This window comes from Candidatus Methanoplasma termitum (assembly GCF_000800805.1).
Taxonomy (GTDB): Archaea; Thermoplasmatota; Thermoplasmata; order Methanomassiliicoccales; family Methanomethylophilaceae; genus Methanoplasma; species Methanoplasma termitum.
This window is the reverse complement of the sequence record NZ_CP010070.1, coordinates 531,591-551,110: the sequence shown is the minus strand read 5'-3', so window position 1 is coordinate 551,110 and position 19,520 is coordinate 531,591. Positions and strand designations below refer to the sequence as shown.

Below are 19,520 nucleotides of genomic sequence, written 5' to 3'. Positions count from 1 at the left end.
CCGGTGAAGGATGGGAAGGTGCTTCGGCACCTCTTCGCCGGTAAAAACATGGGGATGCACGAAATATGGACGCAAACACAACAGAAGCTGATATCCAGATCGAGCCTCGCGTGGCAGTGGTCGGTCTCGGAGGCGCGGGATGCAATGTAGTAAGCACATTCTACAAGGCGCTCGCACCGGTAGATACGATTGCCATTAACACAGACAGGAAGGCCCTGGACGAAACAGCCGCAGATAAGAAGATATACATATGCAAAGCGGTCACGCAGGGAAAGGGTACGAACGGAGATGCGGGACTCGGCAGAAAGTGCGCTCAGGTCCATGAGACAGAGATCGAAAAGGAGCTGATCGGATACGACATAGTATTCCTGATCACCGGACTCGGCGGCGGAACTGGAACCGGCGCAACGTCCGAAGTGGCAAAGATCTGCAACCGCCATGACATAATGACATTCACGATCGGGATCAACCCGTTCTCATTCGAGACGAGCAAGATCCCCGTCGCAAGAGAGGGCCTCAGACACATAAGGGCGGTATGCCCCAACACGTTCACAATAGAGAACGACAAGATCCTCCAGATAATGCCGAACGCAACAATGAGCGAGGCATTGAACGCAGTCAACAAAACGATAATGCCTTTCGTTGATGAGACCGTAGCGAAGATCGTCTCCGGAATAAAGAGCGAGATCGAGATGGTCCAGAGCAAATACACGAAGAGGAACAGCTCGGGCAAGATGCCGGAGATCCGTGTACGCAACGGAATCAGGATAACAACTTAAGATCAACAAAAAACAGCGGGGAGTCTCCCCTATTGCTCCCCGCTAAGTTCTTCCTGATAAGAACAGAAAACACCTTAAGAACTCAAGATCAACAAAAAACAGCGGGGAGTCTCCCCCCTATTGCTCCCCGCTAAGTTCTTCCTGATAAGAACAGAAAACACCTTAAGAACTCAAGATCAACAAAAAACAGCGGGGAGTCTCCCCCCTATTGCTCCCCGCTAAGTTCTTCTCTTAAGTTTTCAGATAAGTTCGTAACCCATATCGAAGGCTTTCGAATTCAGATCCTTAGATTTCTCCGGCACGGTCTCCAGCAGGACCTCTTTCAGGAGTTCCTTCTTCAGCGGGAATCCTTTCACCGCCGCGACGGCGCCGATCATCACCGCATTTGCCGCGATCGCTTTACCGGCTGATACAGCAACTTTCGTTGCTTCGATCGTTTTGAGATTCGGAGTGATCTTCTTCACCGAGTCCACAAGTCCCTGAATGGCAGGGTACTCTTCGAATCCGGCCGCGACCATCGATGGGTACGTCGGATCCAGGTTCATAAGAACGAATGTCTTCTTGTTCCCGAGACTGAGATATCTGCATGTCTCCACCGGCTCGAATCCCATGATTAGATCCGCCCCGCCCGTCGATTCGAGAGGACTGATCACATCATCGCCGAAACGAAGTGTGGATATCACGCTGCCTCCTCTTTGGGCCATCCCGTGGATCTCGCTCATGGATACTTCGTGTCCGCCCCTCATTGCCGCTGTGCCAAGCACCATGGATGCCAGAAGCACACCCTGCCCGCCGACTCCTACGATCTGCACTGTGTATCTCATTTTCCCACCTCTATCGCACCCTTGGGGCACACATTCGCGCACATACCGCATCCTATGCATTGCGTCGGATCGGTCGTGATTGTCTCCCCTTTCTTGAAAAGAGCCGGACATGATATTGTTTTCACACAGGTGAAACAATGGATGCATTTATCCTGGTTGACGTGACACTCCCTTGTTACCAGGGTCTTGCTCTTCTTAAGCTCCAGAGGACACGGGCACTTGGATATGACGACGGCGATGCCGTCATGGTCCAGAGCCTCCCTCATCACTTTCTCTGCTGCCTTTACGTCATATGGGTTAACGGTCCTTATGAATTCGATACCGAGTCCTCTGACCATATTCTCAAGGTCGATAGGTCCGGTGCGGTTCGTACCGAAGTCCCTTCCGGTGCCCGGGTTTGGCTGATGGCCGGTCATCGCGGTCGTCCTGTTATCCAGTATGACAAGTACGATCTTGTGGCCGTTGAAAAGCGCGGATGTAAGCGGTCCGATGCCTGCGTGGAAGAATGTCGAATCTCCTATGAAAGATACAACTTTCTGATCGGTGGCCTTTTCGAACCCTCCCGCGGCTCCGGTCCCGCCTCCCATGCAAAGTACGAAGTCGGCGGCGTTGAACGGCGGCTGCACCCCGAGAGTATAACAGCCGATATCCGAGCAATAGACCACATCTCTTTTTCCCACGGCCTTCTTTGAAGCTGCGTACATGCCTCTGTGGGGGCATCCAACGCACAATGTCGCGGGGCGGTTGGGAAGCTTTATGTCAGGCTGGGCAAGAGGCGTAGGCATTTCTCTTACCTTGAGAAGGTCCTTGAGCTTCTTCATCGTGTCCGGAGAGAATTCCCACTCTCTGGGCAGATGTCCGGACCTCTTTCCGTAAATGGGAACGTTTATGCCGTTCTGTGCGCAGATACGGAATACCTGGTCCTCCAGGAAAGGCTCCAGCTCCTCGGCGACGATAATGTATTTTTTTCCCCTAACGAAATCGGCGATCTTCTTTTCCGGAAGAGGATTAGTGAACCCGATCTTGAGGATCGATGCGCCTGATGTGTATTCTTTGATGTATGTGTAGCTTACTCCGGATGTGATCACACCCACATCGCCTCTGCCTTCGATGCGGTTGAGCGGCGATATTTCCGACAGTTCCTGCGCCTTTTTGTTCTGCTCAAGCAGTTTCAATCTGTTGAATTTAGCAAAGGCAGGTATGCATACGAACCTTCTGTCGTCCTTGACGAAGTGTCCTTTCGCGGGTGTGTCCGCTCTCGGTCCTAACTCCACGATCGATCTTGCGTGGTTGACCCTGGTCGTTGTCCTGTATATCACCGGCAGGCTGAGCTTCTCCGATACTTCGTACGCATAGCTTATCATCTCTTTTGCCTCGGCCGGGGTCGAGGGCTCGATCATCGGCAGCAAGGACAGCAAAGAGAAGTATCTGTTATCCTGTTCGTTCTGAGAACTGTGCGCAGAAGGGTCGTCGGCACTGAGTACGAGCATCCCGCTCCTTACTCCGGAGTACGCCAACGTCATCAAAGAATCGGCGGCCACGTTCACGCCGACATGTTTCATGAAAGCGAAGGATCTTACACCCGAGCAGGCTGCCGCAGCGGAGGCTTCGAGCGCCACTTTCTCATTGGTGGAGAACTCGAAGTACATCCCGATCTTCTCCGAGATCTCCGACAATATGTTGCCGATCTCAGAGGAAGGGGTACCTGGATATGTGGATGCGAACTTCACTCCGGACTCTATCAGGCCCCTTACGATGGCCTCATTACCGAGCAAAAGGCCTTTGCCGCTGTTATCAAGAATGTTCATTATCTTGGCTCCTCTTTCTCAATGTATATCTGTTTTTTATTTAATTGGGTTTCGTTAGTAACAGACCGTGTTGGATAAACCCTACACCGCACCCGTTACATGTCGCCTTGTATGAAATGTACTCCCCCCGCATCTCACTTTCGGTTTCTTATTTGTGCCGAAAACAAGTTCGGATGGATGCGCACGGCATCTGGAACGAACGGATCCATCTTTATGTCTGGATATCCCTCCCGCAAATGATTTTTCTGTGGTTGTTTGTTGGCACTACATCATAGGAGGATCACTGTTTTATATGGATCAGTTTCGGATACCCCCCTGGAGACTTTATACTCGTTTCACACTCATATTTTCGGTAAGGAAAACAAGGCTCGGCCCGTAGCGATAACGGATAAAGGAAGCATTTTGTCGCTACTGAGGACCTAGAGTACAATACGGCCTGCGACCCCGAATATTGTCCTCTGTGAAGGAACACCTTGCATAAAGGAGAAGCAGAGATGACAGAAGATAAGTTAACTGTTAAAGGCATTGATGTTCGATACAAACGCATCGCACAAGAATATTATATCTCGCTGACAGATATAGCCAGATTTAAGAACGAGAGCACAAAAGACGTGATCAAGAATCGGCTAAGAAAAAAAGAGACTATTGCCTTTCTCGGATTGTGGGAAACATTGAACAACCCCGATTTTAAAGGGGTCGAATTCGACCTCTTTAGAAACGAGGCGGGATATAACGCATTCACACTGTCAGTCGAACAGTGGGTGGGAAAAACAAACGCTATTGGCATAACGGCCAGCCGCGGGCGTTATAGCCAAGGAACATTTGCGCACAAGGACATTGCTTTCGAATTCGCATCCTGGGTATCGGTAGAGTTCAAACTGTATATGATACGTGAATATCAGCGCCTCAGAGAAGAAGAACAGAAAACACTGGAATGGAATGCAAAACGCGAACTTGCAAAAGTGAACTATCTTTTTCACACAAATGCAATAAAGGAGATACCCAACACAATTCTCAACGTCCTTGGTTTCTCTCCAGATGTAAGAGAAACAAATGATTCTGAAATGGCATTTATGAATACATTGAACATGACAGAAACCGAGTCGGAGGTCTATAAGCTGATCTATGAAGGAACAGTACGGAAAACTGCAGATATACCCAAAATAATGGATATTAATCCCAGAACAGCACAGAGGACTCTGGCAAAGCTGGCAGATAAAGGATATATTCAGAAAGAAGGTGGAAAGAATTCTGGAATATTGGTTCCTGTAAAACAAAAATGAAAAGCCAAGACGACACTCGGCGTCGTCTTGGTGTCGCATCCGTGTAAATTGCGGTCAAAATCCTCCATAACACATTATTCGAGAGGAAAATGATAATAAAGAAAACGGTCGTCAGGTCTAAGTAAGCAGGGGTAGCCAAGCACGGAAACGGCGCAGGACTTAGGATCCTGTTCTTAGTGATACAAGGGTTCAAATCCCTTCTCCTGCACTAAACCATCCTGCACAAGGGTTTTGTTCAGAATGCGCCGATAGTGTGCGCATGCCCTTTATGAGAACGCAGACTATGCCAGAACGCACAGAACGTAAGCTTATATTCAGCAGAGTGCGTACAGAGTAAAGAGGACATCATTGTGAACGCAAGACAATTCATTTCCAAGGTACCGGTACCGATATGCGGCCTGGCATTGGCGCTCGCATCCCTCGATATCTTTCTTTCCCAGAGGTATGATCTCTATTCGTACAGCATACTTGCGGCACTGTCGGCAATAATAATGGCATTGTTCACGATCAGGATAGTTGTAGATTGGCGGGGGATAATCAAGGACATAGAGAATCCCGCCGCTTTCGCAGTTCTGCCGACGTATACGATGACGCTCATGCTCCTTTCCACATACATAAAAAACTTCGCCTTCGATGTCGCACTTGCGGTCTGGCTCGGAGCGATCATAATGAGTTTTGTGTTCATGTTCTTCTTTGTAAAAAAATTCATGCTCAAATTCAACATGATGACGGTATTCCCGAGCTGGGTCATCGTATTTGTCGGATACGTGGTGGCAAGCGTAACCTCTCCGACGTTCGGGATGCAGGATCTCGGAAAGATATTATTCTGGTGCGGACTCATAGGGTATTTGATCATTTTACCGCTGGCGGCCTACCGTACGCTGAAGGTCAGGAAGATCCCGGAACCGCTGACCCCTCAGATCGCGATATTCGCCGCCCCTGCCAACCTCTGCATAGTCGGCGGTCTCTCGGCGTTCGGCGGTTCGCCGCCCGAGTTCGTCCTTATTTTGCTGATCATATTGAGTGTTGTCAGCTACATTGCCGTTATGGCATACATGCCGAAAATGCTCAACAGTAAGTTCTATCCCAGTTATGCGGCGCTCACTTTCCCTCTTGTGATAAGCGCAGTGTCGTTCTACAGGTTCGGCGAATACTATGGGCTCTCGTCCGTCGAGATATTCGTGATACTAAGAGAGATAACCGTGGCCGCGGCGATACTTATGGTCGTATACGTGTTCATAAGATATGTCATATATCTGTACCGGACCGCAAAGGGTCCGGGGACGACGGCGTGAAAAATGAGACGAAAGGACAGGGAAGTAAAAGATAGGGATGAAATAGAGAAGATCATCCTTCGGTGCAAGACCTGCCATGTGGCGATGGTCGACGACGGCGCACCGTATGTGGTCCCCCTGAGCTTCGGTTACAAATTCCTTGAGAACGGTGTTTTAGAACTGTACTTTCACAGTGCGCATGAAGGGAAGAAGATTGACATTCTCAGAAAGAATAACAAGGTCTGCTTTGAAATGGCGAGCGAAGGCGAGCCGATGTTCACGGATACTCCGTGCAACTCAGGCTATTACTTTGCAAGCATGATCGGATACGGCGAGGTGTTCTTCATTCAGGACGCAGTTGAAAAATGCGAAGCGTTATCGATAATGTTCAAACATCAGTCAGGGAAGGAAGCTGTTTTTACCGCCGATCAGGCAAAAGCAGTCTGTGTGTACAAGATAGTCTCCGCCGAGTTCACCGGAAAGAGGAAACCGAGGCCGAAAGCATGATCATTGCTTCGGTCAGATCTGCCGGTCTGCGACAGAGACTCGTTCAACGAAGTCCGATATAAGCGGGAACAACCTGTCCGAATGCACAATGTAGCTCGCATGATCCTCATAAGGAACGATGATAAGACTTCCGTTCCCGACCGTGTTTGCGATATGTTCCGCATGCGATATGGGGATGATGTCCTTTTCCGCGACCGTGATCAACACCGGAATCTTGATCCTCATGAGATCCTCATCGGTGATGTTCGGTTCTTCGATCATCATTTTTACTTTAGGGTCCCTCTTAAAGATGTTCACGATCCGCATCGGCAGACGTTCCTTCAGTATGACGTCCTTGGGGGTGAGGTTCGGGCCGCTTGCGATGAGCCCTGACAGGACATCCGGATATTTCGAAGCGAGCATGAGCCCCACGATACCGCCGTCGCTGAAGCCGTATACGATCGGTCTTTCGATCCTTAGCTCACGAATGAAGGCGGCGACATCTTCTACCATATCCGAATAATGGAACGAGTCCACCTTTTCGCTTTCTCCGTGGCCGCGCGTGTCCATCGAGAACACCTTATGGTTCTTTTTCAAGTCGTCGACAAGACGGTCGAATATGCGGTGGTGCTCGCCGTTGCCGTGCAGAAGTATGATAGGCGAGCCGTCACCATCTATCTCATAATAGATTTCCACTCCGTTGACGTGAACGAACATGATTGCAGCATCCTTTGTAGGTTCATATTTTTTATCCAGAAACCAACAATAATGTTTTTGAAGATACAGCAATTATTAAGATACGTTCCATTAATGGCAATGGTACAAAAATATTATCCTAAATAGGATAAAATATCCTAAAAAGGTTATATATATTGTGTCAGTTCTTTTTTTTGGATGTGAGTCGTTGAACGTTAAAGTTTGGACAGTCGTAGTGATTCTTATTGTTGTCCTTGCCGGAAGCGCAATATATCTCTCTAAAAATGCTGAACAGAAAGATCGTGTTGTTATAGTGGCAATGGTGAACGAGGAAGGATCTGGAATATTCGCCAGTAATTCTGTAATAGGGTTAACATTTGATCCGAATACAACAACTAATTGGGGCGGGCATGTTTTTGCTACCCCGGGCCCCTCATCTATCCAGCACATGATTTTGATGGATTTTGTTGTTAACACACTCGGTTTAAAGTTCGAACTTTACAATGACGTCAGGAACAGCGATACAGTCTATTGGACGGCAGTCGCTCCAGGGAATATGGGAACATCGTTGCTTGGGGGGCAGATCGATGGGGGAATACCGTGGGAAGCACACTACAGTAACATCACAGTGCAATCCGGAGTTTATAACGCATACGGTGTGGGGACAACAAGCGAACTGTGGGAGGGACATCCGTGTTGTGTAGTGGCCGCAAGCAGAGCGTTCGTATATGACAACCCTAACGCAGTATTGAGATTCCTGTCTGCATATTCGGCATCTGTGGTGTGGCTGCAAGATGCCGTTAATGTCAGCAGTCCGAACCATGCTAAACTTGTCGAGTACGTAAAGAGCATCGCCGGAGTAAGCAACGAAATGGTCATTAACGCAGCACTTCAAAACGTCGTTTACACATACTCACTGGATAATCTGAGGGCCGGTATCGAGACGATGGTGGATACATACTCAAGCCTGGGGCTTCTTAAGAACACAATCAATAAAATTGGATTCGACTCATCTACCGCTTTCGCTAATTGGCTGGTGGATGACAGTTACATCTCACTCGCAGCGGGTCGCCCGTCGACATATTACTCGGATCTTTCAAACATTAATATCAATGTAGGTGTGTTAGCGCAAGATATTCACCAAATAGCACTGCATATAGGGATAAGAGAAGGAATATTCGCCGAATACGGGTTGACCCTCAACCTCGGCACACCTTTCGGCGCTGGTGGAGATGTGATGAATGCCCTAATGTCGGGAGTGGTCCAGATCGGTTTCGTTGGATCTCCTCCTGTTGTGTTGAACACAGTCAATATGTGGTGATATTATGAGAACAAAGTCAAATCATAGCAGTGAGGGTAACGGTTTCAAAAGATCAATCACAACTTTTAACGGCGGACTGAAGAGAGTAGGTAACGGTTTCAAAAGATCAATCACAACTTTTAACGGCGGAATGAACAGAGTAGGTAAAAAAATTCCTTACGACAAGGAGAATATTTTTCACAGATTGATAAGGACCGTCCTGATCATTATCGCATCTTTGACGATCTTCGTTCTGATCTGGTGGAACGTTTCGTATATTGTCAATTCGGCTGCGATCCCTCTGCCTACACAGGTCTGGACCGCATTTGTTAACTTGTTTTCATATGGGGATCCAATATCTGGAATGACGATGTGGGCGCACATCGGAATAAGCTTAGAGCGATTCCTCGGCGGGTTCGTCCTTGCAATGCTGGTTGCCGTGCCAATGGGACTTCTGATGGGTTCATCGAAGACACTTAGCGAATTCATGAATCCTATGTTGGAGATACTGAGACCGATAGCACCTATCGCATGGGCCCCTGTACTTCTCTTTGCAACAGGATACACTTGGGGTCCGATGTTAGTGGTGTTCATAGGAATATTCTTCCCGCTGCTTTCGAACACCACGTTCGGTGTTACAAAGATAGACAGGAACCTCATCGATGCGTCCAAAACTCTCGGTGCATCGAAGGCCCAGATCTTCTATAAGGTAATGTTCCCCTGTGCTCTTCCGTATATAATGTACGGAGTAAAAATCGGCTCCGGTATAGGGTGGATGTGTATCGTCGCATCCGAACTGTACGCTTCTTACGGCGGAGGAATAGGTTATTTCGTAGGAATACAAGCATCTATCGGATTCTGGCCGAATGTGTTCGTCGGAATAGGCATTATCGCAGTGCTTGGAATACTTACGACCGGAATGTTTGAGTATGTTCACAAGGTGCTTACAAAGAGGATGGGGATTGAATGAGCGGAGAAATCAAGTTAGAATATCTGTCTAAGGTCTTCAAGGCAGAAGACAAAGAAGTGGTGGCGTTGCAAGACTTCAATCTCGAGATAAAGAAGGGGGAGATCGTAACTCTCGTCGGCCCATCCGGCAGCGGCAAGACCACCATCCTCAGACTGATCGCGGGGTTGGAAGAACCCACATCAGGGCACATCCTTCTGAACGATGTGCCTATAACTCAGCCAGGAGCGGATAGAGGCATGGTGTTCCAAGACTTTGCGTTGTTCCCATGGAGAACCGTAAGGAAGAATGTAGAGTTTGGGATGGAGATATCGAAGGTCCCCAAAGCAGAACGTCGCGAGAGGGCAGAGAAATACATTAAGCTGGCAGGTCTGGAGAATTTCATCGATTCGAGAGTAAGCGAGCTGTCTGGAGGCATGAAGCAGCGTGTTGGCATTGCGAGAGCACTTGTCGGACATCCGGAGGTGATACTCATGGATGAACCGTTTGGTTCTTTGGATGCCCAGACAAGGAACATCATGCAGGTCCAACTCCTCAAGATAATAGAGAATGACGATCAAACAATAGTGTTCGTCACCCACTCGGTCGATGAGGCAGTATTCCTTTCTGACAGGATCGTTATCCTTTCCAAGCGCCCCGCAACCATAAAGGAAATAATCGAGATCCCTTGGCCGCGCCCGAGGGATCGCGCCACGCCTGAGTTCACGGCTCTTCGTAAGAAGATATTGACCGAACTCGAAAAAGAGAACGTAATGGAAAATTAAAAAAATGTTTGGTGGGGCGGAATGCCCCACTTATTTTTTCTTGTTTTCGATCTTCAGAGTGTCGTACAAGTAGACCTTTTCGGGGCATGAGAACTGACATCTCAGGCAGGCGGTGCCGAGACAGTTCTTCGTTCTCACAACGATCTGCTTGTCCTTCATCACGGTGAGCGCCTTCTCGGGACACTCCTTCTCGCACTTCTTGCAGCCGGTGCATCCCTTCATGTATCCTTTCAGCTCTGTTCCGATGTCGTTTATGATGCGGAGTCCTCTGGCACCGAGATCGGGGATGTCACGCTTGACCACCCTGATGACCTCGGGGTTCCCTTTGACGGGCGGCAGTTCCTGGATGCCTTCGATCTCGTTGAACATGTTGTACATGTCCATGCTCATTCCCTCGTCCCAGTACGCAAGCTCCATGATGTAGATCTGTTCGAATGTCTTATCCGAAGCGAACATCACGTGGTTGGCCCTGATCCCGTCTGCTATGGTCTGAAGCTCGTCAAGGAGCTCGGGGTTCTTCAGGATGTCCGTGGCCATTGCAAGCGATGTGTTACCGTACTGGTAGATCTTCTTGCAGGAAGGAGGCAGGAGGCCCACTTCTCTCGCTTTGACGGCATCCACATAGGTCCCGGAGGCACCTGCCATGTACATGATGTTGAGTTCGTCGAATTTTATTCCTGCTTTCTCAAGAAGTGTGAAGTGACCCGCCCTCATTGCACCGATAGCTTTGCACGCTTCGCCAATGTCATGAGAATCAATATATACTCCATCCTGGAAGTACATCTTCCCGTCCTTTGTGTTGAGTTTTCCTTTCTCCCAGAGGTTGTCGTGAAGGGCGGCGGCGACCGCGGCGACAACGCCGGTCCCGGTGATGCCTTTTGCCTTACCGTGCATAGGCCCTTCTTCGATGACCATATTCAGGTTGAAGTCGACCTTGTCTCCGGGCTGTGCCATGATGCTCTCGTCCAGTACCATGTTCCTCCAATTGAAGTCGTACTCGAGGTCGCTGATGGCGCCCGGGCCTGCCAGCATACCGTATTTTATCGATTGGCCTTCCATCGCGGGACCGGCGGCGGCCGAACCGGTAAAGATGTCGTCACCCACTTTCAGGGCCATCTCCGCATTTGTCCCGTAATCAGTTACAAGGCAGTTCTCTTTCTGCTCAAGGAATCCGCTCTTGTACATCATTGCGAGGGCATCAGCACCGATCTCATGCCTTATCGAAGGCGGAACAAAGAGTTCGCAGCCGTCAGGTACTTCCATTCCCACGTCAACGGCCGAGAAAACACCGGCGTTCCTGTCCACGGGTTTTATGCCTCTTGCTTTGTGAGCGTTCTCTCCCGCAAAGGCGAGATCGTCCACACGCAACCCTTGGAACAGCGAAAGCTGTATGGGGTTGCCGCAGATCGCGGCCCTCTCGACCTTCTTCAGATCGATACCGAGGGTCTTGATTACCTTGTTCACGGTATCTATTACTATCTCGTGCGCGAGATCTGTCCCCACATTGATGCAGAATGTCAGGTGATCCATTATGTTAGCACCCGGCAGCGGGTGGCATTCCGTAACAGATGTTGACAATATCTTTCCGCTGGAAAGATCCACAGCATGCGCTCTCGTACCACTGGTACCCATATCCAGAGATATTCCGTATCCCTTTGTCATTTGTTCTTCCTCCTCAATTTATCCCAAATGGTTCCTTTTTCGGCCCTTTCGGCCACTTCGATCCTGCGGTCCTCACATGCTTTGCAGCTGCAGACCTCTTTCTCGCCCTTCTCACCATCGTGATGGTGGTGATGGTTGTGATCATGATCGTGGTGATGATGATCGTGTTCGTGATGATGACCATGGTTGTGATCATGGTGGTGATGATGTTTTTCCAGATAGTAGTCGATCCCGCTGTCCACCAAAGCATCCAGCATCACATGTTCCAGATCATGAGGGTCCACATCGACCACGGCCGACATGAAATTAAAATTGACGATCTCCTGCGGCGGGAGCGTACCGTGCTGCTCGACGCCGTTCTTTACGTTGATAAGGTTGAATGTCAATCCTTTCCCGTCTGAATTGTATATCGCGGCTTTGATGTGTCCGAGCAGCGAACCCGATTCTTTCTCGACCCATTTGCCTGTTGTCAGCAATACGTTCGAGAAACGCGCGCCCACATCTGCGTTGTATCCGTGTATGTGGCCGGTAAGGCCTACTGCGACCCCTCCCGCTTCTTCTATCGAGGTCTTCTCTTCATCGTGCCTTTCCGTCTCGCATTCTTTGCAGTGGCATTCTTTATCGTGATCGTGGTGGTGTCCGCTCATTTCATCATCTCGTATATTTTATCCAGATTCTCCCCGGTCTTGGTGGATACCGGGATCATCGGTTTGTCGGGATACTCTGCTTTGAGCCATTGGATCGCCGCCTTCATTTTCTCGGGCGTGGCGAGGTCGCTCTTGTTGATCAGAATGAAATCCGCGGCGAACATCTGGCGTTTAAAGAACTCCTCTTTCCTTTTTATCAGGTCGTCGAACCTCTGAATGTCCGCTATGCCGATGATATACATCTCATCGGGATCTATCATCGATATATTCACCAATTCCCTTACCTTGTGGGGAAGAGCGAGGCCGGTAGGCTCGATTATGAGGATATCCGGATCAATATCTCTTTTTATGTTTTTAAGAGCGCTCTGCAGTGTTCCCGAAAGGGAGCAGCATATGCAGCCGTCAGGCAATTCTACCGCGTCGTACCCCTCCGCTTTGAGGGTGGCGCCGTCGACGCCGATCTCTCCGGATTCGTTCACCAATATCGCTACTTTAACGCCTCTTTTACTGTACATGGAAGCAAGTTTCATTAAAAGTGTGGTTTTCCCGCTCCCAAGGAATCCGCCGATGATATAAACATACATATTGGCGGTGTAATTGTTCAAGTTGATATATTATTCTTTCAATCAGACGCAAAAGCATACATATTCTCAGAGGGGTCGTGCCAGCAATATTATTTATAGTTTGAATCTCAATTGGACTATACATCCAACATGCCTAAAAACATCCCCAGAGTAGTTATTGCGGCCACCCACAGCGGAGCCGGAAAGTCGACAATAACCATGGGGCTGTTGATGACCCTCCAGAAAAAAGGACTGGACCCTCAATCGTTCAAGACCGGGCCGGATTATCTCGATCCTATGCATCACACCATGGTACTGGGAAAAGAATGCAGGAACCTTGACACATGGATGTTCGGCAGCGAGGCGGAAAGACTCTTCGTCAATGGTTCGGAAGGGTCCGGGATTTCGGTCATCGAAGGAGTGATGGGGCTTTACGACGGTGTCGACGGCATCAACGAAGAGGGTTCGACCGCCCATCTTTCAAAGATATTGAAGGCCCCGGTGATATTAGTGATAGATGCCAGATCAATGGCCAGAAGCGCGGGTGCGATCGCGGCCGGGTTCAAAGATTACGACAAAGATGTTTTCCTTGCCGGAGTGATATTCAACCGCGTCGGGAGCGCGAACCATATGAGGATACTCGAGAGCTCCCTGAAGGGGATACCATGCCTGGGCGGGGTGTTCAGGGATGACTGCATGAAGCTGGAAAGCAGACATCTCGGCCTCATTCCCGCAGCGGAGAACTACGACCGCGAAAAGTATGAGAAGATCGCCGAGCATGTGGAGAAATGCGTCGATATAGAGAAGATCTTAAACATCGCAAGATCGGCACCACCGATATCAAGGGAGTACAGGCAAACTACTCCACCAAAAAAGAAGGTCAGGATCGGTGTCGCAAAGGACAAAGCGTTTAATTTTTATTACATACATAACATAGAATCTCTGGAGGAGGCGGGTGCGGAGATAGTACCTTTCTCTCCGATCGATGACGACCTTCCAGACGTCGACGGCCTATATTTCGGAGGCGGATTCCCGGAGTTGTTCTCGGCCGATCTGGAAAGGAATTCTTCGATGATGGCTGCCGTGAAAAAAGCATCCGATGACGGGATGCCCATATATGCCGAATGCGGGGGCATGATGTATCTTTCCGAGTCCCTGATAGATCTGGATGGAAAGGAGCACAAGATGTGCGGTGTTTTCGATTCGGTGTCGAATATGACCGACAGCAGGGCGACCCTCGGTTATGTCGAGATGACCGCCGCGGAAGACAATATGCTCTGTGAGAAAGGTTGGTCGGTCAGAGGACACGAGTTCCATTATTCAAAGACGTCAGCTAAACAGGAAAAGTATGCGTTCCGTCTCAGCAGAGGGTTCGGAATCGAGAACGGCAGGGACGGTATGGTGGTCGGGAATACCGTCGCGGGATATACACACATTCACTTCGCTTCCAACCCAAAAATACCCGGGAGATTTGTCGGGAACTGTTACAAATACGCAAAGAATTAATTTTTGAAATTATACGAATATCGTAAATATTCTGCTGAAAAAATTATTTTATTCAAATATGGCTGTGCAATTCCCAAAAGTTTCTACTATTATTTATAAACGTTTCGTCCAGACTTATATGTATGGATATATTAGCCAGCCATAAAACCTATTATATAGAAACGGCCCAATTAAATATGCAGTGTAAGCCGAGCATATCGGCTGCACACAAAGGAGGAAAAAAATTATGGTTAGCTCAAAAGGAGTAGACTACGCAAAGATCCTCACAAGGTATGACATTAAAGCTCAGAACGAAGCTTCCCCCGAGAAGATCGCTGAGAAAATGCTGCCGAAGGATCCCGCGCTCAAGAAAGTAGCAGAGACCGTCGTTTGGATGAAATTCAAGGACGTAGGCCCTGCCACAACTGACGCGCTGAAAACACAGAAACCCCTCGACGTTATCAACAAAGGTCTCGTCGTCGGAATGGAAATCGTTTCAAAGCTCTACGCAGACCACATTTACTACCTGCCTGAGATCATGATGGCCGCAAAGACGATGGAAATCGGAATTGCGATCGCAGAGAAAAAGATCGAGGGTGGAAGAGAGACAAAAGGTCTCGTAGTAATGCACGTTGCAGAGGGAGACCCCCACGACATCGGCAAGAACATCGCCGCAGTCATGCTGAGATCCAGCGGATACTCGGTCATCGACATGGGAAAAGATGTGCCTGTTGACGAGGTCGTCGCAGAGGTAATAAAAGCAAAGCCCCTGATGGTCACCGGAACAGCACTCATGACCACGACAATGACGGCATTCCCCAGGGCAGCCGAGAAACTGAAAGCCAAGAAAGTTGACATTCCGTTCATGGCAGCCGGTGGCGCAGTCAACAGAGACTTTGCCGAGTCATTCGACATGGGAATATTCTCTCAGAAAGCCCCGCAGACACCGCCCATCGCAGACAAGATCAAAGCCGGATACGGCTGGAAGAAGATCAGGGCAGAGTGGGATGAGATCACCGGAGGTGCTTAAACATGGCAGCAACAAGATTCACAAAAATGGCATACTCAAGCCCGGACGAGATCGTTTTCGGAACAGCAAAATCCCCCGTCTCCTATGGATTCGGAATAAAAGCAGGTGCCGGAAGGGTCATACCCGAACTGAACTATGCACCCAGGCCCGGAACTGAGAAAGACCCGGCCAGGCTCAGAAAAGAGTACGTTGACTACATCTCCAAAGATGCACTCAACAGAGCGATCACACTCGGATTCCCCGACCTCCAGTTGGAGACAGAGTGGGTTTCCCAGATGGGTGACAAGAAATTCGCAGTACCCGTTGTAGAGGGACAGGCAGAGATCGCAGAGAAATTCCACAAAGACTTCGGCATAAACACTGCAGTCAGGCACACAATCCCTGACCAGCGTGAGGCAGAAGAGGGACTCCGCACTGGAGCAAAGAAGGCAAAAGGAGTAGGCGGAAAAGCATACCCCGAGGCACTCTTCCAGGCAGCAGAGGTCGCTTGTGAGAACGGCGCGAACGTCCTGTCTTGTGAGACAATGGGCGGAAAAGAACTCGCTGACTACGCAGTCACGAGCCAGGACATAACTGCGTTCCTGTACGGTGTAGGATACCTCGGAGCCATCGACATGGAGTACGTATGGTCTGAGTTCGTCAGCATCGCAAAGAAGAACAAAGTCACACCCGGCGGAGACACCAACTGTTCCGGAGCGAACGTTTCGATGTTCATGGCCGGCGGAATGATGGACCAGGATGTTCAGAAGACCTTCTCTGCAGTAACAAGGGCAATCTCGGCCGCAAGGACCATGGTTGCAATGGAGTGCGGAGCAACAGGACCGGACAAAGACTGCGGATACGAGGGACCGATAATAAAGACGATCACCGGAAGGCCGGCTGCCCAAGAGGGTAAGAACTGCCAGTGCGCACACGCGGACCTGCAGGGTAACCTGATGGCACAGATCACCGACCTGTGGTCCAACGAGTCCGTTGAGTACCACCCTGAGTTCGGAGGATCATCTGTACAGTGCTGGCTCGGATCACTGGGTTACGAAGTAGCCCTGATGAACACCGCCATCGCGACCGGACAGGAGAAAACCCTCAGAGACCTGTACATGATAACGGACAGGACAAGAGGACCCGAGGGATACATGCTCGCCTACGACAACGCATTCAAGGTTGGAGAGGCAATTGCGAAAGAGGGAAAGAACATTTACCTCAGGGCAAAAGCAGCAGGTCTCGCGGCAGCAAAGGTCGTAAAAGCAGGCAACGATGCAAAAGAGCTCGGATTGACCACGAAACAGAGAGATGTTCTCAACGCGATCATCAAAGAACTCGAGGCACTGCCCGCGGATGAGGCCAAGTTCGCCGAGTACTGCGACAAGAAGTACAAAGAGCTTGTTCCGAACTACAACAAGAAGAACTACGGCCTGTAAGCTCGCAGCTGTTCTTGAAAGAGTCTTTAAACCTTTTACCAAACTTCCCTTAATTTTTACTTATTATGAAATTATAAGCGGATTAACACTTCATTCAAAAAATTGTGCCCGAGGGGTCATTCGTACCCAAGTCCCTGTTTTGTAAAGGGGCAGTTGGACATGCACAGGCCGCAAATGGTCGCGTCAATATTCAGTTCGGTTCTTGCTCGGGCTCGGGCGCCCGCGTAGCAGTCTTCCGCGTGGAAGAAACGCTCCCTATCCATTCCTACCTTCCACAATATCGTTCCCTGAATTGCACTTCCGGGGCATACATAGGCACATATCGCACACTCCGGGCTGCATTGCGATTTCTTAATGGGTGTGCCGCATTCAAGCGGCGCATCTGTCAGAACAACTATCAACCTGAGTGCCGAACCGACCTCGTTCGTGACGAGCATTGCACTCTTCCCTATCCAACCGATGCCTGCCATCGTTGCCACAGTTTTGTGGGGCAGGACCGTACGCCTGTCTTTATCCTGTACGATTGTCGTCGGCAGCTTTGAAAGGACCTTGTAGCCATTGCTGATGAGAAGGCCCTCTACCTTGCGCGCAAGCATGGGAAGACGTTCATTCATGGCAAGATACTCGTCATAGTATCTGTGCGGATCACCATCTTTATTCTCCTTCATTGCATCTCTCGAAAACGACAGACCGATGACGATGCCGCGATCGAAATTCTGCCTTGATTCTTTTGACAGAGAGCTTATGTCGGCAAAACCGACGATGCTACAGCCTTCTTTACTTAACAGATCTGTGATCTCGTCGTTGATCGTTTATCTCACCGCCGTTCCGAACATCATTTCGATATTACTCCAAATAGACTTTCATATTAAAGTAAGGTTAGAAAAAAGGGAAGAAGAAATGGTTTATTTCGGCTGAGCCTTTGAGATCGTGTTTGCCAGGTCGGCTGTTTCAGCGACTTCCGCCGCGGCGATCTTATCGGCTCTTTCAAGCCTTTCCTTGATCTCTGTATCTTTTGGAATTGGGCCGAGGATATCGTCGACATCTCCGAACATCTTCTCCATGTCCTTCATTGTAGAGACCTGTCTGTCGGGAACGTTCTTTGCGCTTCCCACATATTCGGATATCCCTTCCATCAGTCTTGTGACCTCCATCGGGAAGAATATCTTAGTGGCCTGCCCCTTTCCTACGCTCTTCATTGTCTCCATCTGAAGCACGGAGAGCGCCTTGGAATCAAGCGCCGCAGCGCCTACCGACATGATCCTGAGCTTCTGAGCCTCTCCCTGACTCTCCAGTATAAGGGCGACCTTTTTACCCTCTGCCTCCAGGACCATGGACTGCTGAAGACCTTCCGCTTCAAGTATCCTTGATTTCTTTTTACCCTCGGCTTCCATGATGGCGGCCCTCTTGAGACCGTCGGCCTGAAGTATCGCGGCACGCCTTCTCCTTTCGGCGGATGTCTGCTCTTCCATCGAGTCCTTGACCTTCTTTGCCGGGTCCACTTCTCTTATCTCGACGCTCTCGACCTTTACACCCCACTTGTCGGTGTTCTCATCCAGTATGTCCCTGAGCTGTGTGTTGATCCTTTCCCTGTTCGAAAGTATCTCGTCAAGCTCCATCTCACCCACGATCGACCTCAAAGTGGTCTGTGCAAGGTTCATTGTCGCAAACCTGTAATCGACTATCTCGAAGAACGCGTTGCGGGGGTCGGTGACCTTTATATACACGATAGCGTCGACGCCGACAGGAGAGTTATCTTTTGTGATGACCTCCTGTTTAGGAACATCCAGCACTTGTGTACGAAGATCAATCTTCACTACAACGTTAATCAGCGGCACGACAAAGTTCAATCCCTGGTTCAGGACTCTTATGAACTTTCCGAGTCTCATATAGACTCCTTGTTCGTAAGGCTGGATGATCTTGACGCCGCTCATCACTATTGCGATGAGAGCGACGACGATAACTATTACCAGCCCGTAGATCCAATCTTCCATAATGTCACCATAGGGGTATCGGATGAACAATATAAAAAATATAAGTTATGGATCTGAGGTTTTTCTGACCTTGACATGAACCCCTTCCGCATCGTAAACGATAACGTCGGTTCCAACTTTTATGTGATCCTCGGATGTTGCGCTCCAGCTTTCGGAACCGATCTTCACTTTTCCTTTTAGGTTACCGGGCCTTACGTCAACTGTGACCACTCCGCCCCTTCCGATCAATGAGCTGGCAACGGTCGTTGTGGGGGGTTCCGGTTTGGCCAATTTCTGATACCCCTTTATGGTTATGAACGAAACGACCAATGTAACGATGATCGCGGATCCAACCAAAAGAAGAACATTTTCGAAGAAACCGTCGATGAAGTAACCGAGTATTCCCAGAACAACAAGGACCGCCCCCGGTATAACAGCGAAGAACCCCGGCGTGAGTGCTTCTATCGTCAGCAGGACAAGCCCGATTATTATTAGGACTATCGCTATCGGTTCCATGAGACACCGTATATTTTATGAGTGTATAAAAATTATTGAATGGAT

Annotated in this window: 19 protein-coding genes and 1 tRNA gene; 11 read left to right on the top strand and 9 right to left on the bottom strand. The window is 49.4% G+C overall.

Going from position 1 to position 19,520, the window contains the following annotated elements:
• Window positions 1-65 precede the first annotated feature (65 nt).
• Window positions 66-779 (top strand): hypothetical protein, encoded by a 714-nt coding sequence (locus tag Mpt1_RS02600; protein ID WP_052399252.1) that lies wholly within the window; start codon window positions 66-68, stop codon window positions 777-779.
• Between the two features lie 239 nt (window positions 780-1,018).
• Here Mpt1_RS02600 and Mpt1_RS02595 read toward each other — a convergent pair whose 3' ends face one another.
• Together Mpt1_RS02595 and iorA are read right to left on the bottom strand one after the other, a co-directional pair.
• Window positions 1,019-1,603, bottom strand: coding sequence for an indolepyruvate oxidoreductase subunit beta (locus tag Mpt1_RS02595; protein WP_048111815.1), 585 nt, complete (start codon window positions 1,601-1,603; stop codon window positions 1,019-1,021).
• A complete protein-coding gene (gene iorA / locus Mpt1_RS02590; RefSeq protein WP_048111813.1) occupies window positions 1,600-3,411 on the bottom strand; it encodes an indolepyruvate ferredoxin oxidoreductase subunit alpha in 1,812 nt (603 codons plus the stop codon). Before iorA ends, Mpt1_RS02595 begins: the two co-directional genes overlap by 4 nt.
• A 494-nt stretch (window positions 3,412-3,905) precedes the next feature.
• Here iorA and Mpt1_RS02585 point away from each other — a divergent pair, with 494 nt between their 5' ends.
• From Mpt1_RS02585 to Mpt1_RS02570, 4 genes are all read left to right on the top strand, one after another.
• Complete coding sequence (locus tag Mpt1_RS02585; protein ID WP_048113707.1) at window positions 3,906-4,694, top strand: KilA-N domain-containing protein; 789 nt, start codon at window positions 3,906-3,908, stop codon at window positions 4,692-4,694.
• Window positions 4,695-4,819: 125 nt separating this feature from the next.
• Window positions 4,820-4,902 (top strand) — tRNA-Leu (locus Mpt1_RS02580).
• 142 nt (window positions 4,903-5,044) lie between these two features.
• Window positions 5,045-5,989, top strand: a complete 945-nt coding sequence (locus Mpt1_RS02575; RefSeq protein WP_052399251.1) for a TDT family transporter — start codon at window positions 5,045-5,047, stop codon at window positions 5,987-5,989.
• A 3-nt stretch (window positions 5,990-5,992) separates the two neighbouring features.
• Window positions 5,993-6,475, top strand: coding sequence for a pyridoxamine 5'-phosphate oxidase family protein (locus tag Mpt1_RS02570; RefSeq protein WP_048111811.1), 483 nt, complete (start codon window positions 5,993-5,995; stop codon window positions 6,473-6,475).
• A 12-nt stretch (window positions 6,476-6,487) separates the two neighbouring features.
• On the opposite strand, the gene Mpt1_RS02565 is transcribed toward Mpt1_RS02570, so the two are convergent.
• A complete protein-coding gene (locus tag Mpt1_RS02565; RefSeq protein ID WP_048111809.1) occupies window positions 6,488-7,171 on the bottom strand; it encodes an alpha/beta fold hydrolase in 684 nt (227 codons plus the stop codon).
• Between the two features lie 187 nt (window positions 7,172-7,358).
• Here Mpt1_RS02565 and Mpt1_RS02560 point away from each other — a divergent pair, with 187 nt between their 5' ends.
• The 3 genes from Mpt1_RS02560 to Mpt1_RS02550 are packed head-to-tail and all read left to right on the top strand — an operon-like array spanning window position 7,359 to window position 10,181.
• The gene (locus Mpt1_RS02560; RefSeq protein WP_048111806.1) at window positions 7,359-8,471 is read left to right on the top strand and encodes an ABC transporter substrate-binding protein; all 1,113 of its coding nucleotides are present in this window, start codon (window positions 7,359-7,361) and stop codon (window positions 8,469-8,471) included.
• A 4-nt stretch (window positions 8,472-8,475) separates the two neighbouring features.
• Window positions 8,476-9,420: an ABC transporter permease gene (locus Mpt1_RS02555; RefSeq protein WP_238603141.1), complete on the top strand. Its 945-nt coding sequence runs from the start codon at window positions 8,476-8,478 to the stop codon at window positions 9,418-9,420.
• The gene (locus Mpt1_RS02550; RefSeq protein ID WP_048111804.1) at window positions 9,417-10,181 is read left to right on the top strand and encodes an ABC transporter ATP-binding protein; all 765 of its coding nucleotides are present in this window, start codon (window positions 9,417-9,419) and stop codon (window positions 10,179-10,181) included. The genes Mpt1_RS02555 and Mpt1_RS02550 overlap by 4 nt, the downstream gene beginning before the upstream one ends.
• A 30-nt stretch (window positions 10,182-10,211) precedes the next feature.
• On the opposite strand, the gene Mpt1_RS02545 is transcribed toward Mpt1_RS02550, so the two are convergent.
• The 3 genes from Mpt1_RS02545 to Mpt1_RS02535 are packed head-to-tail and all read right to left on the bottom strand — an operon-like array spanning window position 10,212 to window position 13,074.
• Window positions 10,212-11,843: a methylamine methyltransferase corrinoid protein reductive activase gene (locus Mpt1_RS02545; RefSeq protein WP_048111802.1), complete on the bottom strand. Its 1,632-nt coding sequence runs from the start codon at window positions 11,841-11,843 to the stop codon at window positions 10,212-10,214.
• Entirely contained in the window at window positions 11,840-12,490 is a 651-nt protein-coding gene (locus Mpt1_RS07240; protein ID WP_052399249.1) for a hypothetical protein, read from the bottom strand. Before Mpt1_RS07240 ends, Mpt1_RS02545 begins: the two co-directional genes overlap by 4 nt.
• Entirely contained in the window at window positions 12,487-13,074 is a 588-nt protein-coding gene (locus Mpt1_RS02535; RefSeq protein ID WP_048111800.1) for a CobW family GTP-binding protein, read from the bottom strand. The genes Mpt1_RS07240 and Mpt1_RS02535 overlap by 4 nt, the downstream gene beginning before the upstream one ends.
• A 129-nt stretch (window positions 13,075-13,203) precedes the next feature.
• On the opposite strand from Mpt1_RS02535, the gene Mpt1_RS02530 reads away from it, so the two are divergent.
• From Mpt1_RS02530 to Mpt1_RS02520, 3 genes are all read left to right on the top strand, one after another.
• On the top strand, window positions 13,204-14,559 hold the full coding sequence (locus Mpt1_RS02530) for a cobyrinate a,c-diamide synthase (RefSeq protein WP_048113698.1): 1,356 nt from the start codon (window positions 13,204-13,206) through the stop codon (window positions 14,557-14,559).
• A 226-nt stretch (window positions 14,560-14,785) separates the two neighbouring features.
• Window positions 14,786-15,568: a methanol--corrinoid methyltransferase gene (locus Mpt1_RS02525; RefSeq protein ID WP_048111798.1), complete on the top strand. Its 783-nt coding sequence runs from the start codon at window positions 14,786-14,788 to the stop codon at window positions 15,566-15,568.
• Between the two features lie 2 nt (window positions 15,569-15,570).
• Window positions 15,571-16,986 (top strand): methyltransferase MtaB domain-containing protein, encoded by a 1,416-nt coding sequence (locus tag Mpt1_RS02520; protein ID WP_048111796.1) that lies wholly within the window; start codon window positions 15,571-15,573, stop codon window positions 16,984-16,986.
• 116 nt (window positions 16,987-17,102) lie between these two features.
• Here Mpt1_RS02520 and Mpt1_RS02515 read toward each other — a convergent pair whose 3' ends face one another.
• The 3 genes from Mpt1_RS02515 to Mpt1_RS02505 all read right to left on the bottom strand — a co-directional run bounded on the left by Mpt1_RS02515 (window position 17,103) and on the right by Mpt1_RS02505 (window position 19,475).
• Window positions 17,103-17,654, bottom strand: coding sequence for an epoxyqueuosine reductase (locus tag Mpt1_RS02515; protein ID WP_052399247.1), 552 nt, complete (start codon window positions 17,652-17,654; stop codon window positions 17,103-17,105).
• Window positions 17,655-17,891: 237 nt separating this feature from the next.
• Window positions 17,892-18,980 (bottom strand): SPFH domain-containing protein, encoded by a 1,089-nt coding sequence (locus Mpt1_RS02510; protein ID WP_048111791.1) that lies wholly within the window; start codon window positions 18,978-18,980, stop codon window positions 17,892-17,894.
• A 45-nt stretch (window positions 18,981-19,025) separates the two neighbouring features.
• Window positions 19,026-19,475, bottom strand: a complete 450-nt coding sequence (locus tag Mpt1_RS02505; RefSeq protein WP_048111788.1) for an NfeD family protein — start codon at window positions 19,473-19,475, stop codon at window positions 19,026-19,028.
• Window positions 19,476-19,520 lie beyond the last annotated feature (45 nt).